The 26,433-nt window shown below is 70.5% G+C and carries 28 protein-coding genes; 10 read left to right on the top strand and 18 right to left on the bottom strand.

The window, feature by feature from the left end:
* Positions 1-44 precede the first annotated feature (44 nt).
* The 7 genes from hutI to ND450_RS37755 all read right to left on the bottom strand — a co-directional run bounded on the left by hutI (position 45) and on the right by ND450_RS37755 (position 8,260).
* Positions 45-1,178 carry an imidazolonepropionase gene (gene hutI / locus ND450_RS37785; RefSeq protein ID WP_253322918.1) on the bottom strand — a complete coding sequence of 378 codons (1,134 nt, stop codon included), beginning with the start codon at positions 1,176-1,178 and terminating at the stop codon, positions 45-47.
* On the bottom strand, positions 1,175-2,449 hold the full coding sequence (locus ND450_RS37780) for a formimidoylglutamate deiminase (RefSeq protein ID WP_253322917.1): 1,275 nt from the start codon (positions 2,447-2,449) through the stop codon (positions 1,175-1,177). The genes hutI and ND450_RS37780 overlap by 4 nt, the downstream gene beginning before the upstream one ends.
* Positions 2,446-3,615, bottom strand: a complete 1,170-nt coding sequence (locus tag ND450_RS37775; protein ID WP_253322916.1) for an allantoate amidohydrolase — start codon at positions 3,613-3,615, stop codon at positions 2,446-2,448. The genes ND450_RS37780 and ND450_RS37775 overlap by 4 nt, the downstream gene beginning before the upstream one ends.
* Entirely contained in the window at positions 3,615-5,261 is a 1,647-nt protein-coding gene (gene hutU / locus ND450_RS37770) for a urocanate hydratase (protein ID WP_253322915.1), read from the bottom strand. The genes ND450_RS37775 and hutU overlap by 1 nt, the downstream gene beginning before the upstream one ends.
* The gene (gene hutH, locus ND450_RS37765) at positions 5,258-6,763 is read right to left on the bottom strand and encodes a histidine ammonia-lyase (protein ID WP_253322914.1); all 1,506 of its coding nucleotides are present in this window, start codon (positions 6,761-6,763) and stop codon (positions 5,258-5,260) included. The genes hutU and hutH overlap by 4 nt, the downstream gene beginning before the upstream one ends.
* Positions 6,764-6,839: 76 nt before the next feature.
* Entirely contained in the window at positions 6,840-7,736 is an 897-nt protein-coding gene (locus ND450_RS37760; protein WP_253322913.1) for a hypothetical protein, read from the bottom strand.
* Positions 7,733-8,260: a SigE family RNA polymerase sigma factor gene (locus ND450_RS37755; protein ID WP_089927317.1), complete on the bottom strand. Its 528-nt coding sequence runs from the start codon at positions 8,258-8,260 to the stop codon at positions 7,733-7,735. The genes ND450_RS37760 and ND450_RS37755 overlap by 4 nt, the downstream gene beginning before the upstream one ends.
* Positions 8,261-8,373: 113 nt before the next feature.
* Here ND450_RS37755 and ND450_RS37750 point away from each other — a divergent pair, with 113 nt between their 5' ends.
* The 3 genes from ND450_RS37750 to ND450_RS37740 are packed head-to-tail and all read left to right on the top strand — an operon-like array spanning position 8,374 to position 10,471.
* Positions 8,374-9,159 carry an IclR family transcriptional regulator gene (locus ND450_RS37750; protein WP_253322912.1) on the top strand — a complete coding sequence of 262 codons (786 nt, stop codon included), beginning with the start codon at positions 8,374-8,376 and terminating at the stop codon, positions 9,157-9,159.
* A 36-nt stretch (positions 9,160-9,195) separates the two neighbouring features.
* Positions 9,196-9,618: a MarR family winged helix-turn-helix transcriptional regulator gene (locus ND450_RS37745; RefSeq protein ID WP_253322911.1), complete on the top strand. Its 423-nt coding sequence runs from the start codon at positions 9,196-9,198 to the stop codon at positions 9,616-9,618.
* A gap of 10 nt (positions 9,619-9,628) precedes the next feature.
* Positions 9,629-10,471, top strand: coding sequence for a haloalkane dehalogenase (locus ND450_RS37740; RefSeq protein WP_253322910.1), 843 nt, complete (start codon positions 9,629-9,631; stop codon positions 10,469-10,471).
* Positions 10,472-10,543: 72 nt separating this feature from the next.
* On the opposite strand, the gene ND450_RS37735 is transcribed toward ND450_RS37740, so the two are convergent.
* The 4 genes from ND450_RS37735 to ND450_RS37720 are packed head-to-tail and all read right to left on the bottom strand — an operon-like array spanning position 10,544 to position 13,827.
* The gene (locus tag ND450_RS37735; protein ID WP_089927329.1) at positions 10,544-11,443 is read right to left on the bottom strand and encodes an ABC transporter substrate-binding protein; all 900 of its coding nucleotides are present in this window, start codon (positions 11,441-11,443) and stop codon (positions 10,544-10,546) included.
* A complete protein-coding gene (locus ND450_RS37730) occupies positions 11,440-12,105 on the bottom strand; it encodes an ABC transporter permease (RefSeq protein ID WP_253322909.1) in 666 nt (221 codons plus the stop codon). Before ND450_RS37730 ends, ND450_RS37735 begins: the two co-directional genes overlap by 4 nt.
* Positions 12,106-12,109: 4 nt before the next feature.
* Entirely contained in the window at positions 12,110-12,748 is a 639-nt protein-coding gene (locus ND450_RS37725) for an ABC transporter permease (protein ID WP_089927335.1), read from the bottom strand.
* Positions 12,745-13,827 carry an ABC transporter ATP-binding protein gene (locus ND450_RS37720; RefSeq protein ID WP_253322908.1) on the bottom strand — a complete coding sequence of 361 codons (1,083 nt, stop codon included), beginning with the start codon at positions 13,825-13,827 and terminating at the stop codon, positions 12,745-12,747. The genes ND450_RS37725 and ND450_RS37720 overlap by 4 nt, the downstream gene beginning before the upstream one ends.
* A gap of 132 nt (positions 13,828-13,959) precedes the next feature.
* Here ND450_RS37720 and ND450_RS37715 point away from each other — a divergent pair, with 132 nt between their 5' ends.
* Positions 13,960-15,510, top strand: coding sequence for a bis-aminopropyl spermidine synthase family protein (locus tag ND450_RS37715; RefSeq protein ID WP_253322907.1), 1,551 nt, complete (start codon positions 13,960-13,962; stop codon positions 15,508-15,510).
* Here ND450_RS37715 and ND450_RS37710 read toward each other — a convergent pair.
* Positions 15,472-18,639 (bottom strand): EAL domain-containing protein, encoded by a 3,168-nt coding sequence (locus ND450_RS37710; protein WP_253322906.1) that lies wholly within the window; start codon positions 18,637-18,639, stop codon positions 15,472-15,474. The genes ND450_RS37715 and ND450_RS37710 overlap by 39 nt on opposite strands.
* A gap of 225 nt (positions 18,640-18,864) precedes the next feature.
* Positions 18,865-20,061: an NADP-dependent malic enzyme gene (locus tag ND450_RS37705; protein ID WP_371927517.1), complete on the bottom strand. Its 1,197-nt coding sequence runs from the start codon at positions 20,059-20,061 to the stop codon at positions 18,865-18,867.
* A gap of 334 nt (positions 20,062-20,395) precedes the next feature.
* Between ND450_RS37705 and ND450_RS37700 the strand changes: the two genes are divergently transcribed.
* Entirely contained in the window at positions 20,396-20,995 is a 600-nt protein-coding gene (locus ND450_RS37700; RefSeq protein WP_089927366.1) for a dTDP-4-dehydrorhamnose 3,5-epimerase family protein, read from the top strand.
* Here the strand turns inward: ND450_RS37700 and ND450_RS37695 are convergent.
* Positions 20,985-21,287, bottom strand: coding sequence for a S24 family peptidase (locus ND450_RS37695; RefSeq protein WP_256557366.1), 303 nt, complete (start codon positions 21,285-21,287; stop codon positions 20,985-20,987). The genes ND450_RS37700 and ND450_RS37695 overlap by 11 nt on opposite strands.
* Before the next feature lie 75 nt (positions 21,288-21,362).
* On the opposite strand from ND450_RS37695, the gene sodN reads away from it, so the two are divergent.
* Positions 21,363-21,770, top strand: coding sequence for a superoxide dismutase, Ni (sodN, locus tag ND450_RS37690; RefSeq protein WP_030476597.1), 408 nt, complete (start codon positions 21,363-21,365; stop codon positions 21,768-21,770).
* A 71-nt stretch (positions 21,771-21,841) separates the two neighbouring features.
* Here the strand turns inward: sodN and ND450_RS37685 are convergent, their stop codons facing one another.
* From ND450_RS37685 to arsM, 3 genes are read right to left on the bottom strand one after another with little or no spacing between them, the layout of a single operon-like run.
* Positions 21,842-22,576: a class I SAM-dependent methyltransferase gene (locus tag ND450_RS37685; protein WP_253322905.1), complete on the bottom strand. Its 735-nt coding sequence runs from the start codon at positions 22,574-22,576 to the stop codon at positions 21,842-21,844.
* A gap of 38 nt (positions 22,577-22,614) precedes the next feature.
* Entirely contained in the window at positions 22,615-23,211 is a 597-nt protein-coding gene (locus tag ND450_RS37680; protein ID WP_253328100.1) for a cadmium resistance transporter, read from the bottom strand.
* Between the two features lie 20 nt (positions 23,212-23,231).
* Positions 23,232-23,984: an arsenite methyltransferase gene (gene arsM, locus ND450_RS37675; RefSeq protein WP_253322904.1), complete on the bottom strand. Its 753-nt coding sequence runs from the start codon at positions 23,982-23,984 to the stop codon at positions 23,232-23,234.
* 78 nt (positions 23,985-24,062) lie between these two features.
* Here arsM and ND450_RS37670 point away from each other — a divergent pair, with 78 nt between their 5' ends.
* The 4 genes from ND450_RS37670 to ND450_RS37660 all read left to right on the top strand — a co-directional run bounded on the left by ND450_RS37670 (position 24,063) and on the right by ND450_RS37660 (position 25,484).
* A complete protein-coding gene (locus tag ND450_RS37670; protein ID WP_253322903.1) occupies positions 24,063-24,404 on the top strand; it encodes a helix-turn-helix transcriptional regulator in 342 nt (113 codons plus the stop codon).
* A 76-nt stretch (positions 24,405-24,480) separates the two neighbouring features.
* The gene (locus tag ND450_RS45790; RefSeq protein WP_256557365.1) at positions 24,481-24,612 is read left to right on the top strand and encodes a hypothetical protein; all 132 of its coding nucleotides are present in this window, start codon (positions 24,481-24,483) and stop codon (positions 24,610-24,612) included.
* A 93-nt stretch (positions 24,613-24,705) separates the two neighbouring features.
* Positions 24,706-25,092, top strand: a complete 387-nt coding sequence (locus ND450_RS37665; protein WP_253322902.1) for an aquaporin — start codon at positions 24,706-24,708, stop codon at positions 25,090-25,092.
* The gene (locus tag ND450_RS37660; protein ID WP_253322901.1) at positions 25,089-25,484 is read left to right on the top strand and encodes an arsenate reductase ArsC; all 396 of its coding nucleotides are present in this window, start codon (positions 25,089-25,091) and stop codon (positions 25,482-25,484) included. Before ND450_RS37665 ends, ND450_RS37660 begins: the two co-directional genes overlap by 4 nt.
* A gap of 15 nt (positions 25,485-25,499) precedes the next feature.
* Here ND450_RS37660 and ND450_RS37655 read toward each other — a convergent pair whose 3' ends face one another.
* Complete coding sequence (locus tag ND450_RS37655; protein ID WP_253322900.1) at positions 25,500-26,333, bottom strand: oxidoreductase; 834 nt, start codon at positions 26,331-26,333, stop codon at positions 25,500-25,502.
* Positions 26,334-26,433 lie beyond the last annotated feature (100 nt).

The following is a 26,433-nucleotide window of genomic DNA, read 5'->3' as shown; positions in this document are numbered from 1 at the left end:
CACCTTCCGCCAACAGGCCCACACGAAGGGTGCCGAGGCCTGTCTCAATTGGCTCGCAGGCCTCCGCGCCACACCCGGTGCGTCAGCGGGACACCCGGCCGGTACGCCAGGTGCGTGATCGACGGCGCGTCCAGAACGTGCAGGTCAGCCCGTGCGCCAGGCCTGATGACGCCGACGTCGTCCCGGCGCAGCGCCTGGGCACCGCCGGCCGTCGCCGCCCACACCGCCTCCTCGACGGTCATCCGCATCTGCAGGACGGCCGTCGTCACGCAGAACGCCATCGACGAGGTGTAGGACGAGCCCGGGTTGCAGTTGCTGGCCAGCGCGACCGTCGCCCCGGCGTCGAGGAGGGCGCGGGCGGGCGGCAGCGACTGGCGGGTCGAGAGGTCGCAGGCCGGGAGCAGCGTGGCGACGGTGTCCGACGACGCCAGCGCGTCGACGTCGTCCGCGGACAGGTACGTGCAGTGGTCGACGGACGCGGCGCCGAGCTCGACCGCCAGCCGCACGCCGGGGCCCTCGCCGAGCTGGTTGCCGTGGACGCGCAGGCCCAGGCCCTTCGCCTTGGCCGCCTCCAGCACCGCCTTCGACTGGTCGTAGTCGAATGCGCCCTTCTCGCAGAACACGTCCGCCCAGCGCACGAGCGGCGCGACGGCGTCGAGCATCTCGCCGCGGACCAGGTCGACGTAGGTGTCCGCGTCCTCACCGGGCGGCACGAGGTGGGCGCCGAGGAACGTGACCTCGTCGGCGTGCTCGGCGGCGATGCGCGCGGAACGCACCTCGTCGGCCACGGTGAGGCCGTACCCGGTCTTGGTCTCGACGAACGTCGTGCCCTGCCTCAACGCCTCCGCGACGTGCTTGCGCACGACGGCGGCCAGTTCCTCGTCCGTCGCGGCACGGGTCGCGTTGACCGTCACGGCGATGCCGCCCGCGCTGTAGGGCTTGCCGGCCATGCGGGCGCCGAACTCGGCGGTGCGGTCGCCCGCGAACACCAGGTGGGTGTGGCTGTCGACCCACCCCGGCAGCACCGCGCGGCCCTCGACGTCCACGCGCTCGTCGGCGGCCGGGGCGGCGGAGGCCGGTCCGACCCAGGCGATCTCCTCGCCGTCGACGACCAGCGCGTCCCCGGCGGACTCGCTGTTCGTGGTCAGCTCACCGATGCCGGTGATCAGCACGCTCATGCCCACAGCTCCTCGATCGCGTCCACCAGCAGCCTGCCGACGTCTCCCAGCGTCTCGTGCGCCCCGCCCGACGCGACCACCCGGCCGCCGACGACCACGGTGTCCACATCGGACGCCGTCGCGGTCAGCAAGACCTGCTGCGGCAACGATCCCGCAGTGCGCGGGGTCGTGCAGCTGACCGCTACGAGGTCGCACGGCGCGCCGGCCTCGATGCGCCCGCCGTCCCAGCCGATCGCGGAGTGGCGGGTGGCCGCGCCCAGCAGTTCGGCCGGCGAGAAACGGCCGCGCTGACCGGTCCGCAACCGCTCGTTGTGCTCCAACGCGCGCGTTTCGAGCAGCGGGTCGATCACCGCGTGCTGGTCGCTGCCCAGCGACAACGGGCTTCCCGCGTCGGCCAGTTCGCGCGCGGGGCCGATGCCGTCCGCGAGGTCCGCCTCGGTCGTCGGGCAGAAGCACGCACCGGTACCCGACGAACCCAGCAGAGCGATGTCCTCGGGCGTCAGGTGCGTGGCGTGCACGGCCGTCGTCCGAGGTGACAACGCGCCTGCCTCGTGCAGCAGGCCCGTCGGCGTCATCCCGTACGCGGCCAGGCAGGCCTCGTTCTCGGCGGGCTGCTCGGACAGGTGCACGTGCAGCGGGGCGTCCGGGAACGCCTGCGCCACCGTCGCGAGCTCGGCTCGCGGGACGGCGCGGACCGAGTGGATCGCGGCACCGACGCGCATCACCTCGTCGGACTTCAGCTCGGCCACCCGGGACGCCCACGCCTCGGCCGTGCCGTCGGAGAAGCGTTGCTGCACCTCGTTGACGGGCTGGTCGATGCCGCCCGCGAGGTAACAGGTGTCGAGCAGCGTCAACCGGATCCCGGCGTCGGACGCCGCCTCGCGCAACGCGTACCCGAACTCGTTCGACCTGTCGTGCACGTAGTGGAACTCGCCCACGGCCGACACACCCGCGAGCGCCATCTCGGCGTAGACCGCGCGGGCCAGCCGGTAGTACGACTGCGGGGTGAGGCGCGAGGCCAGCGCGTACATGCCTTCGCGCCACGTCCAGAACGTGCCGCCGCCGTCGTGCGTCCGCCCCCGCAGCGCGCGGTGGAACGCGTGCGAGTGCGCGTTCGCGAAGCCCGGCACCACGATGCCGTGCAACCGCCGCACACCCAGCGGGATGGTGTCCACAGTGGACACGGAGGAGATCACGCCGTGCTCGACCCTGACGAGGACGCGCTCGGCGAGCCCGGAGGGCAACCAGGCCCGCTCGCACCAGAAGTTCATGACCCGAGGTGTTCGATCGTCGCGGCCAGGGCCTTCACGCCCTCGTCGACGTCGGCCTGCTCGGCGAACTCCTCCGGCGCGTGGCTCACACCGGTGGGGTTGCGCACGAACAGCATCGCGGTCGGCACGTGCGCGGCGAGGATGCCCGCGTCGTGGCCCGCACCGGTCGGCAGCGCCGGAACACCACCGAGAGCCGAAGCGATGTCGTCCCGCAACGCGCTGTCGAAGTGCACCGTGTCGCCGTACGACTCCTCGGTGATCCTCAGCTCACACCCCTCCTCCTTGGCGGCCTGGTGGGCCGCCTCGGAGATCTCCGCGACCATCGCACGGGTGCGCGCGTCGTCGCTGTCCCGCGCGTCCAGCCACACGTCCACAGTGGACGCGATGACGTTCGTGCCACCGGGGTTGGGGACGAGCCTCCCCACGGTGGCACGCCCGCCACCCCGAGCCGCTTTCCGCGCCGCCAGCACGAGTTGCGAGGCGGGCAGCATCGGGTCGCGGCGGTCCTCGATCAGCGTCGCCCCGGCGTGGTTGCCCTCGCCGGAGAACGTGAAGCGCCACCGGCCGTGAGCGAGGATGCTGCTCGCCACACCGACCGGAACGGTGAGACCGCGGCCCTGTTCGACGTGCAGCTCGATGAACTGGCCGATGCGCTTCAACGCCCGTTCGTCACGGCCGACCAGATCGGGGTCGTAGCCGGCGGACTTCATGGCCTCGGCCAGCGTCACGCCGTCGGGATCCTTGAGCGCCAACGCCTTCTCGGGCGCGATGGCACCGGTCAGCAGCCTCGATCCGAGGCAGGCGACGCCGAACCGGCCGCCTTCCTCCTCGGCGAAGACCGTGATCGCGAACGGTCGTGCGGGCTTGAAGCCGCGAGCCTGCAACAGGTCCACGGCTTCCAGCGCCGACGTCACGCCGAGCGGTCCGTCGAACGCACCGCCACCCGGCACGGAGTCCAGGTGACTGCCGGTGATGAGCGCGTTGTCACCGCGCTCGCCCCACCACGCCCAGAGGTTGCCGTTCTGGTCGGTCTCCACGTTGAGACCGCGCCGGACCGCCTGTTCCACGAACCAGTGCCGCAGCTCCAGTTCGGGCTTGTCGTACCCGTGGCGCGAATAGCCTCCGCGCTTCGAGTCCCTGCCGACGTCCGCGATCTGGTCGAGCATCAGCCCTCCATCGGAATGCGGACGCCCTTGTCCGCGGCCACCGTCTTCGCCTCGTCGTACCCGGCGTCCACGTGCCGGATGACGCCCATGCCGGGGTCGTTGGTGAGCACGCGCTCGATCTTCTGCGCGGCCAGTTCGGTGCCGTCCGCGACCGTGACCTGACCGGCGTGGATCGAGCGGCCGATGCCGACGCCACCACCGTGGTGGATCGACACCCAGGTCGCGCCCGAAGCCGTGTTGACCAGGGCGTTCAGCAACGGCCAGTCCGCGATCGCGTCGGAGCCGTCGGCCATCGCCTCGGTCTCGCGGTACGGGGAGGCCACCGAGCCGCAGTCGAGGTGGTCGCGGCCGATGACGATCGGCGCGGACAGCTCGCCCGACGCCACCATCTCGTTGAACTTGAGGCCCGCGAGGTGCCGTTCGCCGTAGCCGAGCCAGCAGATGCGGGCGGGCAGGCCCTGGAACTCGACGCGCTCGCCGGCCATCTTGATCCAGCGGTGCAGCTGCTCGTTGTCCGGGAAGAGCTCCAGGATCGCGGCGTCGGTCTTGGCGATGTCGGCGGGGTCGCCGGACAGCGCGGCCCAGCGGAACGGGCCCTTGCCCTCGCAGAACAGCGGGCGGATGTAGGCGGGCACGAAGCCGGGGAACGCGAACGCGCGGTCGTAGCCGCCGAGCTGCGCCTCACCGCGGATCGAGTTGCCGTAGTCGAACACCTCGGCGCCGCGGTCCAGGAACCCGACCATGGCCTCGACGTGCGCGGCCATCGACTGGCGGGCGCGCTCGGTGAACTCCTCCGGCTTCGCCGCCGCGTAGTCCTGCCACTCGTCCAGCGAGACACCGACGGGCAGGTACGCCAATGGGTCGTGCGCCGACGTCTGGTCCGTGACGATGTCGACGGCGACCTCGCGCCGCAGCAGCTCGGGCAGGATCTCCGCCGCGTTGCCCACGACACCGACGGACACGGCCTCACCGGCGGCCTTGGCGGCCAGCACGCGCTCGATCGCGGAGTCCAGGTCCTCGGCGATCTCGTCGAGGTAGCGGGTCTCCAGGCGGCGCTGGGCGCGGTGCGGGTCGACTTCGATGCACAGCGCGACGCCCTCGTTCATCGTCACGGCGAGAGGCTGCGCACCGCCCATGCCACCCAGTCCGGCCGTGACGGTCAGCGTGCCCTTGAGAGTGCCGTTGAAGCGCTTGGTGGCGACGGCGGCGAACGTCTCGAAGGTGCCCTGGAGGATGCCCTGGGTACCGATGTAGATCCACGAGCCGGCGGTCATCTGCCCGTACATCGTGAGGCCCTCGGCCTCCAGGCGGCGGAACTCGGGCCAGTTCGCCCAGTCCGGCACGAGGTTCGAGTTCGCGATGAGCACGCGCGGCGCCCACTCGTGGGTGCGCATGACGCCGACCGGGCGGCCGGACTGCACGAGCAGCGTCTCGTCGGCCTCGAGGTTCTTCAGCTCGCGGGAGATGGCGTCGAACGACGGCCAGTCGCGCGCGGCCTTGCCCGTACCGCCGTAGACGACCAGGTCCTCGGGGCGCTCGGCGACGTCGGGGTCGAGGTTGTTGTGGAACATCCGCAGAGCGGCCTCGGTCGACCAGTTCTTCGCGGTCAGCTCGGTGCCGCGGTCGGCACGCACGGTGGTCATCACAGGGCTCCACTTCGGATGAGGGCCTCGGCGGCGGCGATCTCGGGGGCGAGGTGGCGGTCAGGGCCGGGGCCCTGGACGGTCTCGCGCAACTTCGCCACGGCGGCGGCCGTCGCGGGGGCGGGCTTGAGGGGCGCGCGCAGGTCGAGTGCCCGTGCGGCGGTGAGCAGTTCGATGGCCAGCACGGTCGTGAGACCGTCCACGGCCTTGCGCAGCTTGCGAGCAGCGGACCAGCCCATCGACACGTGGTCCTCCTGCATCGCGGAGGACGGGATCGAGTCGACGGACGCCGGCACCGCGAGGCGCTTGAGCTCGGACACGATCGCGGCCTGCGTGTACTGGGCGATCATGTGGCCGGAGTCGACGCCGGGGTCGTCCGCGAGGAACGGCGGCAGGCCGTGCGAGCGCGAGACGTCGAGCATGCGGTCGGTGCGGCGCTCGGCGATCGAGGCCACGTCCGCGAGAGGGATGGCCAGGAAGTCGAGCGCGTAGGCCACGGGCGCGCCGTGGAAGTTGCCGTTGGACTCGACCCGTCCGTCCGCGAGCACGACGGGGTTGTCGATCACGGACGCCAGCTCGCGGTCGGCCACTGTCGCCGCGTACGCCACGGTGTCGCGGGCCGCGCCGTGCACCTGCGGCGAGCAGCGCAGCGAGTACGCGTCCTGCACGCGGGTGCAGTCGGGGCCGCGGTGCGAGGCGACGATCTCGGAGTTCTTGAGGAAAGCGAGCATCCTGGCGGCGGAGAGGTTCTGGCCGGGGTGTGGCCGCAGCGCGTGCAGCTCCGGCTCGAAGACCCGGTCGGTGCCGAGCAGCGCCTCGACGCTCATGGCGGCGGTGAGGTCGGCGATGTCCAGCAGCCTGGTCAGGTCGGCGATCGCCAGCGACAGCATGCCGAGCATGCCGTCGGTGCCGTTGATCAGCGCGAGGCCTTCCTTCTCGGCCAGCTGCACCGGTTCGATGCCGGCCGCTTTGAGGGCCTCCGCGGCGATGACGAGCTCGCCCTCGGCGTTGCGGACCATGCCCTCGCCCATGAGCGCCAACGCGTTGGCGCTGAGCGGTGCGAGGTCACCCGAGCAGCCCAGCGACCCGAACTCGTGGACGATCGGCGTGATGCCCGCGTTCAGCATCCCGGCCATCGCGTCCACAGTGGACAGCCGAACGCCGGTGTGGCCGGTCGAGAGCGTGCGCAGGCGCAGCAGCATCAGCGCGCGCACGACCTCGCGTTCGACCTCGGGCCCGGAACCGGCGGCGTGCGAGCGGATCAGCGACCGCTGCAGCTGGGCACGGCGGTCCGGCGGGATGTGCCGGACGGCGAGCGCGCCGAACCCGGTCGAGACGCCGTAGGTGGGGCGTTCGGCCGTGGCGAGCTGTTCGATGTGGCCACGGGCGGTGGTGACCGCCTCACGGGCCGCCGCGGTGATCTCCACCGGGGCGCCGTCGCGGGCGACGGCATGAACGTCCTCGAGGGTCAGAGGCTTCGGACCCAGCTCCACCGGTTGTCGCATGCAGACATCAGACCGCTCCGGGGCCGCGTCAGCGACCCCGGAGCGGGTGATGGTGTCTGGAATGCCAGACGGACCGCTACAGCCCCTTGCCGATCCAGCCCGTGTCGGGCGCGTCGACGAGTTCGACCTTGCCCACCAGCTCGACCAGCCGGTCGGAGTAGGCGCTGGACGTGGCCCAGATCCACCGGCCGCCGTCGGAGACCGCCACGGTGGAGCCCGAGCGCAGGCCGTCCCTGCCGCGCACGGACACCGGCTCGGCCGCCGCGAGCTCGGGCTTCTGCGTCGCCACGTGCACAGTGACCGAGCCGAGGTTCAGTGACGCGTCCCACCGGTCCGCCCCCACACCGGACATCTGGTCGGCGTACTTGCCCTCGACCTTGAACGGCGCCTGGTGCGTGGTCTTGGCGTCGGCGCGCACCGACTCGGCGACGCGCAGCGCGACGGCCCGCACGTCGTCCAGGCCGCGGACCGACACCTCCAGGGCGTCCTGCGCCTTCCAGACGACCGACGCGGCGCCGTCCGCGACCCGCGCCCAGGCCTTCAGCCCGCGCACGCCGACCTCGTCCCAGCCGCCGGTGTCCGGCATCCCGCCGAGCGTGGTGATGGCGACGCTCGCCTTGCCGTCCGCGGGACCCCACACCCGCGTGACCGCGTTGTTCGTCGTGCGGGAGTTCTCGGTGAAGCCCTCCGGCAGCCAGTGCGGGGCGTACTTCAACGCGACGTTCTGCCCTCCGCCCACGACGAGCGCCGCGGCGGCGTCGTTCGGGAGCGGCGGCGCGTACCTGTCGCTCGCGATCAGTCCGCCGAAGACCAGGACCGCGACGGCGGCGACGCCGGCCGTGGCGATCAGGAAGACGTTGTTCCGCTGCCGCTTGCGCTTGCGCTTCAGCGCGTTGAGCGTCGGTCCCGGGTGAGGAGTGCGTTCGGCCAGCAGGCCGAGTGCCTCCTTGATCCGCTGTTCGGTGTCGTTCACGACAGGCCCTCCCCGAGCCGGGACCCGACACCAGCGGGTTCCAGCGTGTGTTCCATGCGGAGTGTGGCCAGCGCACGTGAGATGTGGCTGCGCACGGTTCCCTCGGCACAACCGAGCATCTGTGCGATCTCCGAGTCGTCGTAGTTCTCGTAGTAGCGGAGCACGACGGCCGCCCGCTGTTTGCGGGGCAGCTTCGCGATCCGCTGCAACATGGCTTCCCGCTCGTCGTAGTGGTGCGTCTTGTCCGCGACGGGCGGGGTGACGGACTCCAGGGTCGTCATGCACAGCGCGACGTCCTTGGCGGCCCTGCGTCTGCGCCACGAGAGGTACTCGTTGGTCACCATGCGCTTGACGTAGGCGTGAGGGAGGTCGACTGACCCGATGCGGTCCCACTTCTGCTGCGCGCGCAGCAGCACTTCCTGGACCACGTCCTGGGCCAGGTGCGGGTCGCACGTGAGCACGGTGGCATAGCGCAGCAACGGGGTCACCTGTTCTGCCACGAAGTCATCGAAACTCGGTGTCAATCCCGACCCCCTTCAAAACCGTCACACCCCTGTGACGCAGCTCGAGGCTGTTCTGTTGAGTGTGCCCTGATGTCGTAACGGCGTGGGCTGGATCACGTGGGAAAATCACGGTCGTGGGCAGCAGCAGTGACGTTCCCGCGCTGCGTCGAGGGCTCGCGGTCCTGCGGCTGCTGGCGGGCAGGCCTGGACCGGTCTCCGCGGCGTCGGTGGCGCGCGAGCTGAACCTGCCCAGGTCAACGACCTACCACCTGCTCTCGGAGCTGACCGAGGCGGGCTTCGCGACGCACTTCCCCGAGGAGAAGCGCTACGGCCTGGGCGTCGCCGCGTTCGAGCTCGGCTCCGCCTACCTGCGGCACGACCCGCTGGAACGGCTGGCCCGCCCGTTGCTGCGCAAGCTCGCCGACCGGATGGAGAAGGTCGCGCACCTGGGCGTCCTGCACGGCCCCGAGGCCCTGTACCTGGTGCGAGAGCAACCGAGGCAGCCGCAGTCGATCGTGTCCGACGTCGGCGTCCGCCTGCCGGCCCACCTGACCGCCTCGGGCCGCGCGATGCTGGCCCACCTCCCTCCGGCGCAGGTCAGGGCGCTGCTGCCGTCGGTGGCCTCGTTCGTCGACCGCACCGGCCGCGGCCCGCACAACCTCCCGGCGCTGCGCCGCCTGCTGACCCTCGAACGCCGCCAGGGCTGGTCGGTCGAGGACGGGTTCGTGACGGCGGGGTTCGCCTCGGTGGCGGCACCGGTGTTCGACCACGGCGAGCGGCCGATCGCCGCGATCACGCTGACGTTCCGGCACCTGTGCGACACCCCGTGCGGCGCTTCGTGGCCCGAGCTGGCCAAGGAGGTCCGCAAGGCGGCCGAGGAGCTCACCGTCCGAATCGGTGGTCACGCCGCTTCAGGTTAGTGTCCATGTACATAGTAGCCATGTACTGTATCTGCCATGAGCAGTGCGGAACCGACGCCTGGGCACCTCGTGTGGCGTCTGGCGATGAAGTGGCGAACGGCCGTCGACCGTGCGTTGGACCCTCTTGGGCTGACGCATGCGCAGTACGTCGTGCTGTCGTCGTTGGTCGCCCTCGACCGGCCCTCCCAACGCGAACTGGCCGACCACACCGGCCTTGAACCGCTGTACGTCTCGAAGCTGGCGCGCTCCCTGGAGGCCGCGGGCTTCATCACGCGCACACGGGACACGGTCGACACACGGACCATGCGGCTCCTGCTGACTCCGCACGGCCGTTCGACGGTCGAGCCCGCCATGGCCGTGGTCCGCGCGCTGCTGGACCGCCTGCTGGAGCCGCTGGGCGACCGCACGTCCGCCTTCTCCGACGAACTCAGTGCGCTGCTCGCCGTCCCCCTCGACTAGGGAGCCTCCGATGCCCGTCGTCCCCGTCCTCGACTCGACCCTGCACCACCTGGAGCACGGCACCGCGCCGTTCGTGTTCCTGCACGGCAACCCGGCCTCCTCGCACATCTGGCGCAACGTGCTGCCCGAGCTGGGTGGTCTCGCGCCCGATCTCATCGGCATGGGCAGATCGGGCAAGCCGGCCATCGGCTACTCGTTCGACGACCACTCCCGCTACCTCGACGCGTGGTTCGACGCCCTGGAACTGGACCGCGTGGTGCTGGTAGGCCACGACTGGGGCGCCGCACTCGCGTTCGACTGGGCGGCCCGGCACCCGTCGCGGGTGGCGGGCCTCGCCTTCTTCGAGGCGATGCTGAAGCCGTTGCGCGGTGACGAACTCGCACCGGCCGCCCGCGAACGGACACGTCGGCTCCGCACTCCCGGTCTGGCCGAGGAGCTGGTGCTGGACCAGGACACGTTGGTGCGTCAGGCGTTCACCGGCGGTGTGCTGACTCCGGTCTCGGATGCGGACATGGCCGCGTACCTGGCGCCGTACCCCGACCGCGAGAGCCGCCGCCCGTTGCTGGCTTGGGTGCGGCAGCTGCCGGTCGACGGCGAACCGCCCGCCCTGGTGCCCCGCATGGAGGCGTACGGCGAGTGGCTCGCGGCCTCACCCGTGCCGAAGCTGCTGCTGACCTTCGAGGGCTCTCCGACGCTGGCCATCACCCCTGAGCTGGCCGGGTGGTGCCGGGAGAACATCGCCTCGCTGGACGTCGTGGCGGTGGGCGAGGCCGGGCACCACGCGCCGGAGGACAAGCCGAAGGAGATCGCGGCGGCGATCGCGGACTGGGCGAACCGGCACGGGCTCGCGTGAACGACCTGCCCTGGAACGCACGGCGGGGCGGACACCGTTCGGTGTCCGCCCCGCCGTTGGTTCAGCTCCGGGTCAGATGCCCGCGGAGGCCAGCCACTCCTTGGCGACCTTCTCCGGCTCCGGCTTGTCCGGCGACGACAGCTTCTCGTTCAGCTCCAGCAGAGTCTTCGTGTCGAGCTTCTTCGAGATGGCGTTGAGGGTGTCGCGGACCTGCTGCGACGCCTTCTTCTCGTTGATGAGCGGCAACACGTTCTGGGCGGCGAAGACGTTCTTCGGGTCCTCGAGCACCACGAACTCGTTGGCCTTGATGGCCGCGTCCGTCGTGAAGAGGTCCGCCGCCTGGACGGTGTTGTCCTTCAGGCCGGCGACGGTCAGCGGGCCGCCGACGTCGAGGGCCTTGAACTCCTTGAACTCGCAGTTGTACTTCGCCTTGAGGCCCGGCAGGCCGTCGGGGCGGTTCTGGAACTCCGGCGGGCCGCCGAAGGAGAGGTCCTTGCAGTACGGCACGAGGTCGTCGATCGACTTCAGGCTGTACTGGGCCGCGATCTGCTTCGTGACGACGACCGCGTCCTTGTCCTCGGCGGCCGACTTGTCGAGCACGATGAGGCCCTTGGGCAGTGCCTTCTGCAGCGCGGCGTAGACCTCGTCGGCGCCGACCTCGGGGGCTTCCTTGTTGACGTGCTTGAGGAGCACGCCGGTGTACTCGGGGATCAGGTCGATCGAGCCGTCCTGCACACCCTTGAAGTACAGCTCGCGGTTGCCGATGTTCGGCTTCTTCGAGACCTTGACGCCCTTGGCGGACAACGCTTCCGCGTAGATCTCCGAGAGCAGGCGCGACTCCGGGAAGTTCGCGGAGCCCACGACGATGGTGTCCGTCGGGGCCGGCTCGTTCTTCCCGTCTCCGGTCAGCGGATCGCCACCGCACGCCGACAGAAGCATGACCGCAGCGACGGCTGTCGCGATGCGCTTCATCTCTTTCCTCCGGTTCCCACTGGACGCAGCCCTGGCGAGACCGTCAGCCGTTGCAGGCCGGCGAACCCCAGGTCGACGAGAACGGCGAGCAGTGCCACGAGCACCGCGCCGGCGAGCATCTGTCCGAAATCCTGCAGGGCGAGGCCGTCGAAGACGAGCCTGCCGAGACCACCGGCGCCCGTGTAGGCGGCGATGGTGGCGGTCGCGACCACTTGCAGTGCGGCGCCGCGGAAACCGCCGTAGATCAACGGGAGCGCGTTCGGGATCTCCACCTGGAGCAGCACTCCCGACTCGCGCATGCCGACGCCCCTCGCGGCGTCGACGGTCACGGAGTCCACCGCGCGGACGCCCGCGTACGTGCCCGCCATGATCGGCGGGATCGCCAGCAGCACCAGCGCGACGTAGACCGGGAAGTCGCCGAGGCCCGCCCACAGCACCACGAGGATCAGCACCGCCGTGGTCGGCAGCGCCCTCAGGGCGTTGGAGAGCCCGACGATCACGAAGCCGCCCTTGCCGGTGTGCCCGACGAACGCGCCCAGCGGGATCGCGATCAGCGCGGCGATCAGCAGGGTCAGCAGGGTGTAGCCGAGGTGTTCCAGCAGCCGCACCGGGATCCCGGTCGTGCCGGACCAGTGCGCGGGGTCGAACAACCAGCCGAACATCAGCTCACCTCCCCGCCCTGGCCCACGGCGTCAGCAGCCGCCCGATCAGCAACAGCAGGCCGTCCGCGAGCACCGCCAGCACGACCGTCCCGATGAGACCCGCGAGGACCTTGCCGGTGTAGTCGGTCTGGTAGCCCTCGGTGAAGAGCTGGCCGTAGCCGCCGAGGCCGACCAGCGCGCCGACGCTCACCATGCTGATGTTCGACACGGTGGCGACCCGCAGGCCCGCGATCGTGACCGGCAGCGCCAGCGGGAAGTCGACGGTGAGGAACCGGCGCAACGGCCGGTAGCCCATCGCGTTCGCGGCGGCGATCACGTTGCCCGGCACCGCGGACAGCGCGTCCGCGACCGACCTGATCATCAGCGCGACCGTGTAGACGGTCAACGGCACGATGACGTTGATCTCGTCGAGGATCTTCACGCCGATCAGCACCGGCGTGATCACGATCAGCGCGATGGACGGGATCGTGAACAGCACGTTGGCGAACGGGAAGAGCACCGCACGCGCCGTCTGCGACCGGCTGGCCCACCACCCGAGCGGGACGGCGAGCACGAACCCGATCAGCACCGGCACGACGGAGAGCCGCAGGTGCACCGCGGTGACTTCCCAGAACCTTTCCCAGTTCTCGAAAATCCAGGTCACTTCGGAACCTCACCCGCCGCGCGGGCCTTCGCGAGCGCCTGGATCACGTCGTCCGCCCTGACGACGCCCGTGACCGCACCGGTCTCGTCGACCACGACGCCGAGCGCCGACGGCGAGCTCAGGGCCGCGTCGAGCGCGCTGCGCAGCGTCGAGCCGTCGTACAGCGAACCGCCGGAGATCAGGTCGGACTCGCTGACCTCGACCTCACCGTCCACACCGGACAGCCAGCCCTTCGGCCGGTTCTGCTCGTCGACGGCCAGCGTCCAGTCCGTGACGGTGATGCGCTCGCCGATCTTCGCCGTCGCGACGGGGTGCACGGGCACCTCGGCGTGCAGGAACGTCAGCGTGCGGTAGCCGCGGTCACGGCCGACGAAGGAGGCGACGAAGTCGTTGGCGGGCGCGGCCAGGAGCTCGGTCGGCTTCGCGTACTGCGCGAGGTGCCCGCCCGTCTGGAACACCGCGACGCGGTCGCCGAGCTTCAGCGCCTCGTCGATGTCGTGCGTGACGAAGACGATCGTCTTGTCCAGTTCCGCTTGCAGGCGAAGGAGTTCGTTCTGCAGGTCCTCGCGGACCACCGGGTCCACGGCGCTGAACGGCTCGTCCATCAGCAGGACGGGCGGGTCCGCCGCGAGCGCGCGGGCGACACCCACGCGTTGCTGCTGACCACCCGAGAGCTGGGCCGGGTACCGCTTGCCGAAGTTCGCGTCGAGACCGACGATCTCGAGCAGCTCCGCGGCCCTGGTGCGCGCCTTGCGCTTGTCCCATCCGGACAGCAGCGGCACGGTCGCGATGTTGTCCAGCACCGTGCGGTGCGGGAAGAGCCCCGCCTGCTGGATCACGTAGCCGATGCCGCGCCTCAACGTGGGCGGGTCGACGGTCAGGACGTCCTTGCCGTCCACCAGGATCGTGCCCGACGTGGGGTCGATCATGCGGTTGACCATGCGCAGGGACGTCGTCTTGCCACAGCCGGAAGGACCGACGAACACCGTGATGGTGCCCGCCTCGACCGCGAGGTCGAGCTCGTCGACAGCGATGGTCCCGTCCTCGAACCGCTTGGTTACGGCCCGGAACTCGATCACCCTTCGGATCCCTCCGGTCGTGACGACCACCCCGATTGGGCCGCCCTGGATGTAGATCCCAAAGACCTTAACTCGTTCGGCGTACCCCGGCACAACGTTCCACGATGTGACAGGCCGTATGGTTTACCGCTTGTGACAATCGATCAGGTCCGGCAGTTGGTGGCGGAGCGCGGAGTGCACGGCCGCAAGCTCCGCGAGGTGTTGTCCCTGCTCAGCGAGGACTGGCACCCGCTGGCCGAACTGGTGCGCCTGCCCGCGGTGCCCCGGCGCACCGTGCAGGACCTGTTCAGGGCCCTGGGCGACGACGCCGAATCTTCAGACGATCGTTACCGCATCGCGCCCGGCGTGGTCGCCTCCTACCGCGCGGAGTTCGGCGTCGCCGGTGTGCGCGACCACACCGACGTGCTGCGGCAGATCCTCGTGGACATCGCCGACGTGCCGCCGCCGTTGTCCTCGTTGGACCACGTGCAGGCGACGGCGGAGACGGCGCTCAACCGCGCCGTGTGGCTGGACTCCACGTACGACCTGGCGGGCAAGCGGTTGCTGTGCCTGGGCGACCACGACCTGACGTCGCTGGCCGTCGCCGCCGTCAACCCGCACGTGTCGATCACGGTCGTGGACCTCGACGAGCGCCTGCTGGAGTTCATCGACTCACGGGCAGAGGCGCGCGGGCTCGACATCCGGACGTTGCACTGCGACATGCGTTTCGGGCTGCCGCAGGCCGTGCTCGAGTCCGCGGACCTCGTGTTCAGCGACCCGCCGTACACGGCCGAGGGCATGGGCCTGTTCGCCGGACGCGGCATCGAGGCGCTGGAGGACATCGCGGGCGGGCGGATCCTGCTCGCGTACGGGTTCTCCGACCGCACCCCCGCGCTGGGCCTGAAGGTGCAGCAGGAACTGCTGAAGCTCGGGCTGGTGTTCGAGGCGGTCCTGCCCGCGTTCCACCGCTTCGACGGCGCGCAGGCCATCGGGTCGGCCGCCGACCTGTACGTGTGCCGGCCCACGGGCAGGCGCGCGGTGTCCGGCGGCACGCGGATCTACACGCACGGCGCGCAGTCCGTCGAGTCGTCGGGCCCCTCCAAGGAAGCCCTCGCCGCGCTGTCCGAACTGGCTCCGCGTCCCGAGTCCTCGCCCCCGCCGAAGCCGCGCGGCGCCGGCTGGGCCGAGCCGGTCGGCAAGGGCGCGGCCTCACTGGCCGTCGACCTGTCCGCCGATCCGGGACCGTGGCTGCTGCGGACGCTGCTGGCGTCCTCCCCCGCACGGCTGGCGTGCCTCGTGCCGAACAACCACCCCGCGGTGTCGTCGGAAGCAGGGCAGAAGGAACTGCAGGAATTGGTGCGGACCAGGTTCAAGCTGAAGTTCCTGCGCAACAACCCGGACGCCAAGACCACGATCGTCGTCGCCGACCAGGTCCTCACCGGCACGCTGTCGCTGGGCGAGCGCACGGTCCGCGAGGTGCTGATGAAGGCGCACGGCAAGCTGCGCAACGTGTGGCGCGAGGCGTTGATCACCGCGTCGCAGGGCGTGCTGACCAAGCGGCAGGCGGCCGAGATCGTCGACAACGCGTCGGTGCGGCAGGACGACCTCGATCTGAGGTTGATCGACCTGCCGAAGCACCGGATCGCGGCACTGCTGCCGGAGGTCTCAGCCAGCGCGGGGTATGTGGAGCGGACCGAGGGCTAGGACGGCGCGGAACTCCTTGGGCGGCACCGGACGCGAGAACAGCCACCCCTGGTAGGCGTCCACCCCGACACCGCGCAGGACGTGGAACTGCGTCGCGGTCTCGACGCCTTCCGCGACGCACTTGCGCCCCATCGCCCGCGCCATGTCGACCACGGCGCGGGCGACGGCGAAGTCCGAGGAGTCGTTGCCCACGCCGGAGACGAAGCGCCGGTCCACCTTGATGATCTGCGCCGGCAGGTCCTTCAGGCGGGCGAGCGACGAGTAGCCCGTGCCGAAGTCGTCGACGGCGAACTGGACACCGCGCTTCACGAGTTCGTCCATCGACTGGCGGACGCGCGAGGGCAGGTCGACGAACGCCGTCTCGACGAGCTCCAGCACCACGCGTTCCCACGGGACGCCGGACTCCATGATCGCGGTCGACACGATGTCGACGAACTCGGGATCACCCGGCACCAGGCCGGCCAGGTTGACCGCGACGGACACCGGGCGGCCGTCGGGCGCGGGCCAGGTCGCGGCCTCGCGCAGGGCCGTGCGCAGCACCCAGCGGTCGAGCTCGCGCATCAGGTCGCCCTGCTCGGCGACCGGCAGGAACACGTCGGGTGGCAGCAGACCGCGGTCGGGGTGCGGCCAGCGCACCAGCGCCTCGGCGGTCAGCACGGCACCGTCGACGCCGACGACGGGCTGGTAGTGCAACGCGAGGCCGTCGTGCTGCAGGGCGTCGCGGAGCTGGCCTTCGAGGTGCACCTGGCGGTCGGCGGACGCGATCAGCGCGGCCGAGGCCAGGGAGACGCGGCCGGCGCCGGCGCGCTTCGCCTCGAACATCGCGGCGTCGGCGAACCGGAGCAGGTCGGCACCGTTGGCGCGCGAGCCGTTCGGGACGGCGGCGCCGATCGAGGCGGAGACCCGGACCAGCTGGCCGTGCACCGGGACGGCGGTCCGCAGCAGCGACGCGACCCGCGTGGCCAGGGCGTCGACGCCGCCGACCGAGTCGATGTCCTCGGAGATGATCACGTACTCGTCGCCGGACAGGCGGGCGGCGGTGCAGCCGTCGGGCAGGCCGCCCTCGAGCCGGCGGGCCAGGGCGACCAGCAGCTCGTCGCCCGCGTCGTGGCCGAGGGAGTCGTTGACGCGCTTGAAGTTGTCGATGTCGCAGAACAGGACGGCGACCTTGGAACGGGCGGGACCCTCCAGCGCCTTGCCGAGGATCTCCTTCACCAGCGCGCGGTTCGGCAGGCCGGTCAGCTCGTCGTGCGTGGCCTGGTGGCGCAACGCCTCGGCGGCGCGGCGGCGTTCGGTGATGTCGAGGAACACGATCAGCCAGAACCGGCGGCCGTCGTCCTGCACGGACAGCGCGATGTGCAGCTCGCAGTAGACCTTCTCGCCGTCCGGGCGGACGAGGATGCGCTGCGGGATCTTCTGCGTGCGTTCCGCCGCCCACTGCAGGCCCGGCGAGGTGTCCTCGGGGTGGGTGAGCTGCTCGGCGGTCATGCCGCGCAGCTGCTCCAGCTCCATGCCGAGCAGATCGCACAACGCGTCGTTCGCGTCGACCAGGCGCTCGCCCTCGTCGAACAGGCCGATGCCCACGGGTGTCACGGAAACGAGGTCGGTGAACCGCTGCGACGACCGCTTCATGCGCGCCTCGGCGGCGCGTTGCTCGGTGACGTCCTGAGCGGTGCCGACGGCGAGCTGCTTGCCGTGCGCGTCGTGGACGATCATGCCGTGGCAGCGGAAGATGCGGGTCAGCCCGTCGGTCGGCCGCACGACGCGGTGCTCGCACTGCACGGCGACCTCGTCGGCGGACAGCTGGCGCCACAGGTCGTCGACCCAGCCGCGGTCCTCGGGGTGCACGAGGTCGAGGTAGTACTGGTAGCTGCCGCCGACGTCCGCGGGGATTCCGTAGAGCTCGCGCAGCATGTCCGACCACACGACCACGCCGTTGGCCGGGTTCCACTCCCACATGCCGAGGCGGGCGGCCTGCTGCGCGTCCGCCAGTCTTCGGCGGTCCTCGCGCATCTGGCGTTCCAGCGCCCGCGCCTCGGTGATGTCCTGGATGGTGCCGTGGTAGCGCTCGATGCGGCCGGACGGCGCGATCTCCGCGCGGGCCCGGCACATGTAGACGCGCTCGCCGATCTCGCTGCGGACCTCGATCTCGACCGGGGCGTCGTCGGAGGTGTGCAGCAGCCGGTGGCGCAGCTCCTTGACGGCCTCGCGGTCGTCCGGGTGCACGCCGCTGAGCAGGTCCTCGTCCGGCGTCATGCCGAGCTCGGCGAACATCTCCATCAGCACTTCGCTGCGGTGCACGGCACGCGTGCCCGTCTCGTACGCCCAGCTGCCGATGCGGGCGATGCGCTGCGCCTCCAGCAGCCGCGCCCGTTCCTGGGCGAGCTCGCTGGCCGCGCGCTTGGTCTCGGTGATGTCGCGGATGTAGCCGGTGATCTTGTCCAGGGAGCCGCCGTCGTCGAGCTTCGCCTCGGCGACGCCGCGGATCCACCGCAGCTGGCCGTCCGGGCGGACGATGCGGTACTCGATGTCGATGGGGTCGCCGGTGATCTCGCGACCGTGCCAGTACGTCTCGACCATCCGGTAGTCGTCGGGGTGCACGACGTCGAGGACGGCCTGCGCGCCGGGCACGACGGTGCCGCGTTCGAGGCCGAGGAGCTCGTAGTGCGTGTCCGACCAGACGGTCAGGCCCGTGCCGGGGTCGAACTCCCAGGAGCCCAGTTCGGCGACCCGCTGCACCTTGCGCAGCCGGCGCTGTTCGTCGCGCAGCGCGTCCGCGGCGGCGGAGAGGTCGGAGACGTCGATCAGCAGGACGGCCTGCAGGCCCGTTCCCGGGACGGCGTGGCGGGCGACGCGCACCGGCAGCTCGGAGCCGTCCGCGCGCAGCAGCCGCAGGTCGGAGGAGTTGCCGAGGAGCAGTTCACCGAGCGGGTGCCCCACGAGGTCGTCGGCCCCCTGCGCGGCCGCGAGCTCCACGGCGGCGGGGTTGGCCTGCATGACGACGCCCTTGACGTCGACGAGCAACGACGGAGCATCGGGCAACGTCAGCCCGTCGAGCGTCATCGGAGGTTTCGCAGCCGTCCGTGCACGGCCGTTCACCACCGTCGCCCGTCCCACCCACTTGGGCACCGACCCACCCTCTCCCGCATTCACCGCCCGCGGCAATTCGGGTGGGCAAGACAACGGCACCCGAACGGCGGCAAACACGAACCCTCTCCACGGGTGAACACCCGTGGAGAGGGACGGTAGCGCTTCAGAGCGTCATCGCCCACCCCTGCACGGGTTAACGAAAAGCCACGTTCGTGGTTCCGGTCCCCGTGAAGATGCAAATCGGTGGCGAATAGGAGAGCGTGATCAGGCGACTCCGTCGGCCTTCGCCGCCACGGCCACAGCCGCCGCGACCTCGGGTCCGACGCGCGGGTCCAATGCCGAGGGAACAATTCGGTCTGGGCCCAAATCATCCTTCGCGACCGCGAGAATGGCATCCGCGGCGGCGAGTTTCATGCCTTCCGTGATCCGGCGCGCACCCGCGTCGAGAGCCCCGCGGAAAATGCCGGGGAACGCGAGCACGTTGTTGATCTGGTTCGGGAAGTCGCTGCGGCCGGTCGCCACGATCGCGGCGTGCCTGCCCGCGACCTCCGGATGCACCTCCGGGTCCGGGTTCGACAGTGCGAAGACGACCGAGCCGGGCGCCATGCTCGCGATGAGGTCCTCGGACACCTTGGACGACGACACGCCGATGAAGACGTCGGCGCCGCGCAGGGCCACGTCGATGCCGCCGTCGAGGCCGCTTCGGTTCGTGACGGCCGCGATCTCTTCCTTGACCGGGTTGAGCCCGGCGCGGCCCGTGCGGACGATGCCGCGCGAGTCGAGCAGCGTGATGTCACCGGCGCCGGCGGCGATGAGGATCTTGGCGATCGCGATGCCCGCGGCGCCCGCACCGGAGATGACCACCCGCTGGTCGCCGATGTTCCTGCCGAGGACCTCGTTCGCGCCGTTGAGCGCGGCCAGCGACACGACGGCCGTGCCGTGCTGGTCGTCGTGCATGACCGGGCAGTCGAGCGCCTCGATCAGCTTCTGCTCCAGTTCGAAGCAGCGCGGCGCGGAGACGTCCTCCAGGTTGACCGCGCCGAACGACGGGCGCAGCCGCACGAGCGTCTCGACGATCTCGTCCACGTCCGTCGTGTCGAGCACGAGCGGGATGGAGTCGAGGCCGCCGAACGTCTTGAACAGCGCCGACTTGCCCTCCATGACGGGCAGCGACGCGCGGGGGCCGATGTCACCGAGACCGAGCACCGCCGTGCCGTCGCTGACGACGGCGACGAGGCGGTGCGCCCACGTGTACTTCGCGGCCAGCGACGCGTCCTGCGCGATGGCCTTGCTCACTCGGGCGACACCGGGGGTGTAGGCGATGGACAACGCCTTCGGGTCAGCGAGCGAGGCGGTCGCACCGACCTCGAGCTTCCCGCCCAGGTGCGCGTTGAAGATCTCGTCATCCGTCAACTGCGTCGGATCCGAGTTCTCGGTACGGGCTTCGTTCACTGCTGTCACGGGGTCCCTCCTGCGGTGCGGGCGGCGTATTTGCCCCAACTTGGGCTCATCACCAAACGGCGCACCGGCCCAGCGTTGTCACACCGGGTACACGGGGCCTTGAAACCCGGTCGACTTCATGGATGAGTTTTCCACCGTTGAAGCGCCCGAGTGCTGCGGGTGACGGAAGTGTGGCAGGGTCTCGCGCCGCTGTCTGCGGCGGGGATCACACTTTTTCCGCAGGTCAGAGGGCATGTAGCAAGACGTCCGTCCGGTTTTCTGCACCGACCGGTCAGTTTCTGCAGGCAGGAAGCACCCAATCGTTCAAGAAGAATGACGCCTTAGAGTGACGGCCATGCTGGCGAGTTCGCTGAAAATTGACGGCGCGTTCGAGTTCACCCCTCGGACATTTCCCGACGACCGCGGCGTGTTCGTCTCGCCGTACCAGGAGGCAGCCTTCGTCGAGGCGGTCGGGCACCCCCTCAAGGTCGCCCAGACCAACCACAGCGTCTCCCGCGCGGGCACCATCAGGGGCATCCACTACGCCGACGTCCCGCCGTCCCAGGCGAAGTACGTCTTCTGCCCGCGCGGCTCGTTCATCGACGTGGTCGTCGACATCCGCGTCGGCTCCCCGACCTTCGGCCAGTGGGACGCCGTCCTCGTGAACTCCACGAAGTGCAACGCCGTCTACCTCTCCGAGGGCCTCGGTCACGCGATGATCGCCCTGGAAGACGACACGACGATGAACTACCTCTGCTCCACCGTCTACAACCCGACCGGCGAACACGGCCTGACCCCGCTCGACCCGGCGCTCGACCTCCCGTGGCCGCGCGAGCTCGAGTTCCAGCTGTCGGAGAAGGACACCTCGGCCCCCACCCTCGCCGAGGCCTACGAGGCAGGCGTCCTCCCCCGCTACGAGGACTGCGTCGCGCTGTACGCGTCCCTCAAGGTCTGAGAGTCGGCCTCGGCCATAGTCGAGCTTTGACGACTCCGAGCACCTCCGCAGGTCCGAGGTGTTCGGAGTCCGTGCTCGCGAACGGGTTGTCGCCCACCACGTGCCACCCGCCGTCCACTTGATGAGAGACACGTTTGACCGACAGCTGACCGGGCCGACTGGCCCACCGCACGAGCGCGATCTGCCCCGGCACGGGCTCCACACCCCACCTGACCAGCACGATGTCGTCGTTCCTGAGGGCGGGGGCCATCGACGGCCCGCGCACGAGCACGGTGGACAGACGCGGTCTCAACGATCACCTTTCGCGTGGCCGGAGTAGGGTCCTACCTGTCGGAGCATCCACTGTTTTTTCATTCTGGGAGGAACGATGCGACTCGTGTCGCGCATTCTCCGCCCGCGCGTCGAAGCCACCGCGCACTGCGACCTGCCGTGCGGTGTGTACGACCCCGCGCAGGCCCGCATCGAGGCCGAGTCGGTCAAGGCGGTCCAGGAGAAGTACCAGGCCAACGAGGACCCGGAGTTCCGGGAGCGCGCCGTCCTGATCAAGGAGCAGCGCAGCGAGCTCGTCAAGCACCACCTGTGGGTGCTGTGGACGGACTACTTCAAGCCGCCGCACTTCGAGAAGTACCCCGAGCTGCACGACCTGTTCAACCGCGCCACCAAGGCGGCGGGCGCGTCGGGCACCAAGGGCTCGATGGACCCGGCTTCCGGCCAGGCGCTGCTCGACCTGATCGCCCAGATCGACAAGATCTTCTGGGAGACCAAGCAGGGCTGAGCCCTTTGCTTTGTGAACGACGCTGACCAGCGAAGACCTCTTTCGCCGGTCAGCGTCGTTTTCTTTTTGGGTCAGGCGGCTTCCAGGACGAAGAACACGAAGCTCAGGAAGGCCCCGTTCGGGAACTCCGCCATCTCGTCGGGGAAGAGCTCACGGGCCTCCGGCGCCGCAGGCGGCTCGCTGATGACGGCCGTGCGGAAGCCCGCGGCGGTGAAGGCGTCCGTCATCGCGTGCAAAGGCCGGTGCCAGTAGGTGAGCGTGGCCTTCTGTCCGTTGAAGTCGTACTCGTCGGTCCATTTGGTGGTCTCGAAGTACTTGGCCTTGCGATTCATGAGCGGGAGCAGGAGCGGGTGGTTGACGGCCATGATCAGCCGGCCACCGGGCTTCAGCACCCGCCGCAGCTCGGCCAGCGGTGACGCCCAGTCCTCCAGGTAGTGCAGGACCAGGGCGGCGACGCAGTCGTCGAACGCGGCGTCGGGGTACGGCAGCGGCTGACTGATGTCGGCCACCCGGAGGTCCGCGTCGTCGCCGAGGCGCTGCCGGGCCAGCTCCACCATCTTCGCGCTGCGGTCGAAGCCTGCCACGACGGCGCCCTTGTCGCGCAGCGCCTTGGACGTGGGGCCGGAGCCGCACCCGGCGTCCAGGATGCGCCGGCCGGTGACGTCGCCGGCCAGGTTCACGATCGCGGGCAGGGTGTAGTAGGCGTTGAGGAGACTGGTCTCGTTCACGGCCGCGTACCCCTCGGCGAAGAGGTCGTAGTCGTTCTCCACGGCAACGTCGGTGGAACTCCGGGTTTCGGAAGACATGTCGCCATACTGCCGACTTGTCGATCGGTGGTGCCGTTCTACAGCCCGAAAGCGCCGCCCTCCACGAGGATGAGCACGCCGATCCCGATCAGCACCACGGGCAGGACGACGTGCCCCCACCTCGACAGCACCGCGGCGACGGCAGGGCGTGTGGCGAAGAACCGGCCTGCCGCCACCCACACGGCGACCAGCACCAGGAACACGGTCACGTAGACCGCCATGCCACCTAGTCCTGAGGTGGCGAACACCGGCACGTAGACGCCGATGTTGTCGCCGCCGTTGGCGAAGGTGACGGCGGCGACGGCCAGAGCCGCCGGACCGCCGCCCTCCGCGTTCCGCTCCTCGTCCGGGTCGTCGCGGTGCCTCCACGCCTGGACGGCGGCCTTGACGCCGAGTGCCAGGGGCAGCAGACCGAGGTACGGGACGGCCGCCTCGGGCAGGAACGTCGCGCCGAAGGCCGCTGCGACGGCGACCGCGAGGATGCCCGCGAAACCGAGGTACTGGCCGAGCGCGATGGTGCGGGTCGTGCCGCGGTGGCCGGCGCCCTGGGCGAAGAAGAGCGCCAGGATCACGATGTCGTCGACGTTGGTGACGGCGAACAGTCCTGCCGCCCGGCCGATGGTGCCCACATCCACGATCAACCATCGCACAGACCTCAGCAGCCGGGCTTCACCGCACGGACGATCGCGGAGTGCATCCCGTCCGCCACCTCGTGGGTCGGCGTGATCTCCACGCCGGTGAAGCCCGCCGCCTCGAGGCCTTTCCGGTACTCGGTGAACGACAGCGCCCCGGCGATGCACCCGACGTAGCTGCCGCGCTCGGCCCGCTGCCCGGGCGTCAGGTCGTCGTCGGACACGACATCCGAGACACCGATCCGGCCGCCGGGCCTGAGGACGCGGAACGTCTCGGCGAACACGGCGGCCTTGTCGGTCGACAGGTTGATCACGCAGTTGGAGATCACGACGTCGATCGTGCCGGCGGGCAACGGGATCGCCTCGATGTCGCCCTTCAGGAACTCGACGTTCGTCACGCCCGCCTTGGCGGTGTTGGCCAACGCCAGGGCCAGCATCTCCTCGGTCATGTCCAGGCCGTAGGCCTTGCCGGTAGGGCCGACGCGGCGGGCGGAGAGCAGAACGTCGATCCCGCCTCCGGAACCGAGGTCCAGGACGCGCTCGCCCTCGTTCAGCTCGGCGACGGCGGTCGGGTTGCCGCACCCGAGCGAGGCCGCGACGGCCTCGGCCGGCAGGGCTTCGCGGTCGTCGGCTGCGTAGAGGGTCGAGCCGAAGTTCTCGTCGGTCTCGATCGGCTGGGGTCCACAACACGCCGTGCCGCCGTCGGTCACCTTCACGGCTGCCGCGGCGTAGCGCTGGCGCACGACCTCACGCAGGTCGGTTGACGACTCGCTCATCTCTACCCCTCACGTCGTTGTATCGATGTCGATCGATACAACCTTGCGCCTTGCTTCGAAGAACGTCAAGATAGAAGCATGTCGAATCAAGAGCCGGGCGGCTGCTGCGGCACGGTGAGCGCCGCGCCGCTGGACGCCGACCAGGCCGTCGAGCTGGCCGCCGTCTTCAAGGCCCTGGGCGACCCGGTGCGGCTGCGGTTGCTGTCGATGATCGCGTCCCGCGAGGGCGGCGAGGTCTGCGTCTGCGAGCTGACCCCCGCCTTCGACCTGGCTCAGCCGACGATCTCCCACCACCTCAAGCTGTTGCGGCAGGCCGGGCTGGTGGACTGCGAACGACGCGGGACCTGGGTGTACTACTGGGCTCTGCCCGCCACCCTCGACCGGCTCGCCGGGTTCCTGCGCACCTCCGTGACCACGTGACCGGCTCGCTTCGACGCCGGGCGGCCGCGGAAGCGCTCGGTACCGCGGCGCTGGTGGCCGTGGTGTCGGCTCTGGGATGCAGGCCGCGCGGCTGTCCCCGGACGTCGGCGTGCAGCTGCTCGCGAACTCGCTGTCCACGGTGTTCGGCCTCGGCGTGCTGATCGCGTTGTTCGGCCCGGTGTCGGGGCGCACTTCAACCCCGTGGTGACGCTGGCCGCGTGGTTCGTGCACCGCCCGCCGCCCAGGGGAGGCAGGCGTCTACGTCGGCGCGCAGACGGCCGGGGCGATCGCCGGCGCGGTCGTGGCCAACGCGATGTTCGCCGAGCCGCTCGTCGCCTGGTCGACCCACCAGCGCGACGCCGGGAACCTGCTCGTCGGTGAGGTCGTGGCCACGGCGGGACTCGTCGCGCTGATCTTCGGCCTGCTCCGGTCCGTCAGGGAGAGCCTGGTCCCGGCGGCCGTGGCGGCCTTCATCGGCTCCGCCTACTGGTTCACGTCCTCGACCTCGTTCGCGAACCCGGCCGTCACGATCGGCCGGGCGTTCACCGACACCTTCGCCGGGATCGCGCCCTCGTCCGTCGCCCCGTTCATCGCCGCCCAACTCCTCGGCGGCGTGGTCGGCCTGGTGGTCGTCGCCCTCGTCTTCAAGAGCCCGCACCCGTCCCGCGCCAAGGAGCCAACGCCGTGAGCCGTCCGTCCGTGCTGTTCGTCTGCGTGCACAACGCGGGCCGTTCCCAGATGGCCGCCGCCTTCCTGACCCACCTCGCCGGGGACCGGGTCGAGGTCCGCTCCGCGGGCTCGGCACCGGCCGACGCGGTCAACCCGTCCGTCGTGGCGGCCATGGAGGAGGTCGGGATCGACATCTCCCGGGAGACGCCCAAGGTCCTGACCACCGACGCGGTGCGGGCCTCGGACGTCGTGATCACGATGGGCTGCGGCGACGCCTGCCCGTTCTTCCCCGGCAAGCGTTACCTGGACTGGACCCTCGAGGACCCGGCGGGCCAGGGCGTCGAGGCGGTCCGGCCCATCCGCGACGAGATCGAACGGCGGGTGCGCGGTCTCATCGAGGAGATCGGCTGAGCCGCGCTCCCCTGTTCAGGCGGGCACCACGTCGGTCGACCGCGAGAGCTCCTGCCAGGTCTCGAGCTCCGCGCCGACGGCCGCGATCTTCGTGCGGACGTCGGCGAGCGTGGAGGTGCCCAGCGGCAGCCAGGCCGGCATCTCCGGCAGGTCCGCGACGGTCAGGACCGCCTGAGCGGCCTTCGCCGGGTCGCCCTCCTGCAGGCCGTGGTTGGCCCCGGCCCACTCCCGCGACGCGCCACCGGTGGACGCGTAGTCGTCGATGACCCGTTCCACCTGGGCCAGCGACGACGAGGCGAGGAAGTCGGTGCGCAGCGGGCCCGGCTGCACCGAGGTGACCTGGATGCCGAGGGGCGCGAGTTCGAGGCGCAGGGCCTCGGTGATGCCCTCGAGCGCGAACTTCGTGGCGCTGTAGACGCCCCAGCCCGCCCACGCGACTACGCCGCCGGTCGAGCTGATGTTGAGGATGCGGCCACCGCGGGCGGCGCGCAGGACCGGAGTGACCGCGCGCAGGACGGTCAGCAGGCCGAAGACGTTGATGTCGAAGACCGCGCGGGCCTCGGCGTCGCTGGTCTCCTCGACGGCGCCGACGAGGCCGCGGCCCGCGTTGTTCACGAGGACGTCGATGCCGCCGAACCGGGCGACCGCCGCCCGCACGGCCGCGTCGGCCTGGTCCTGGGACGTGACGTCGAGGGGCAGGGCGAGCAGGTCGCCGGACCGGCCGAGGGCCTCCTCGATCGCGCGGGGGTCGCGGGCGGTGGCCACGACCGAGTCGCCCCGCTCCAGCGCGGCCTTCGCGATCTCCAGACCCAGGCCGCGGGATGCTCCGGTGACGAACCAAACGGACACGGTGTTCTCCTCATCAGGACGTGGTTGACGCTTTCCATTACGTCCCACCGCGACTCCGATTCGAAGGGGAGAACTGGTACCCCTGATCGTGGCTCCGGCA

The organism is Lentzea sp. HUAS12 (genome assembly GCF_024125735.1).
Classification (GTDB): Bacteria; Actinomycetota; Actinomycetes; order Mycobacteriales; family Pseudonocardiaceae; genus Lentzea; species Lentzea albida.
The sequence above is the reverse complement of the archived record's forward strand: the minus strand, read 5'-3'. Positions and strand labels throughout refer to the sequence as shown.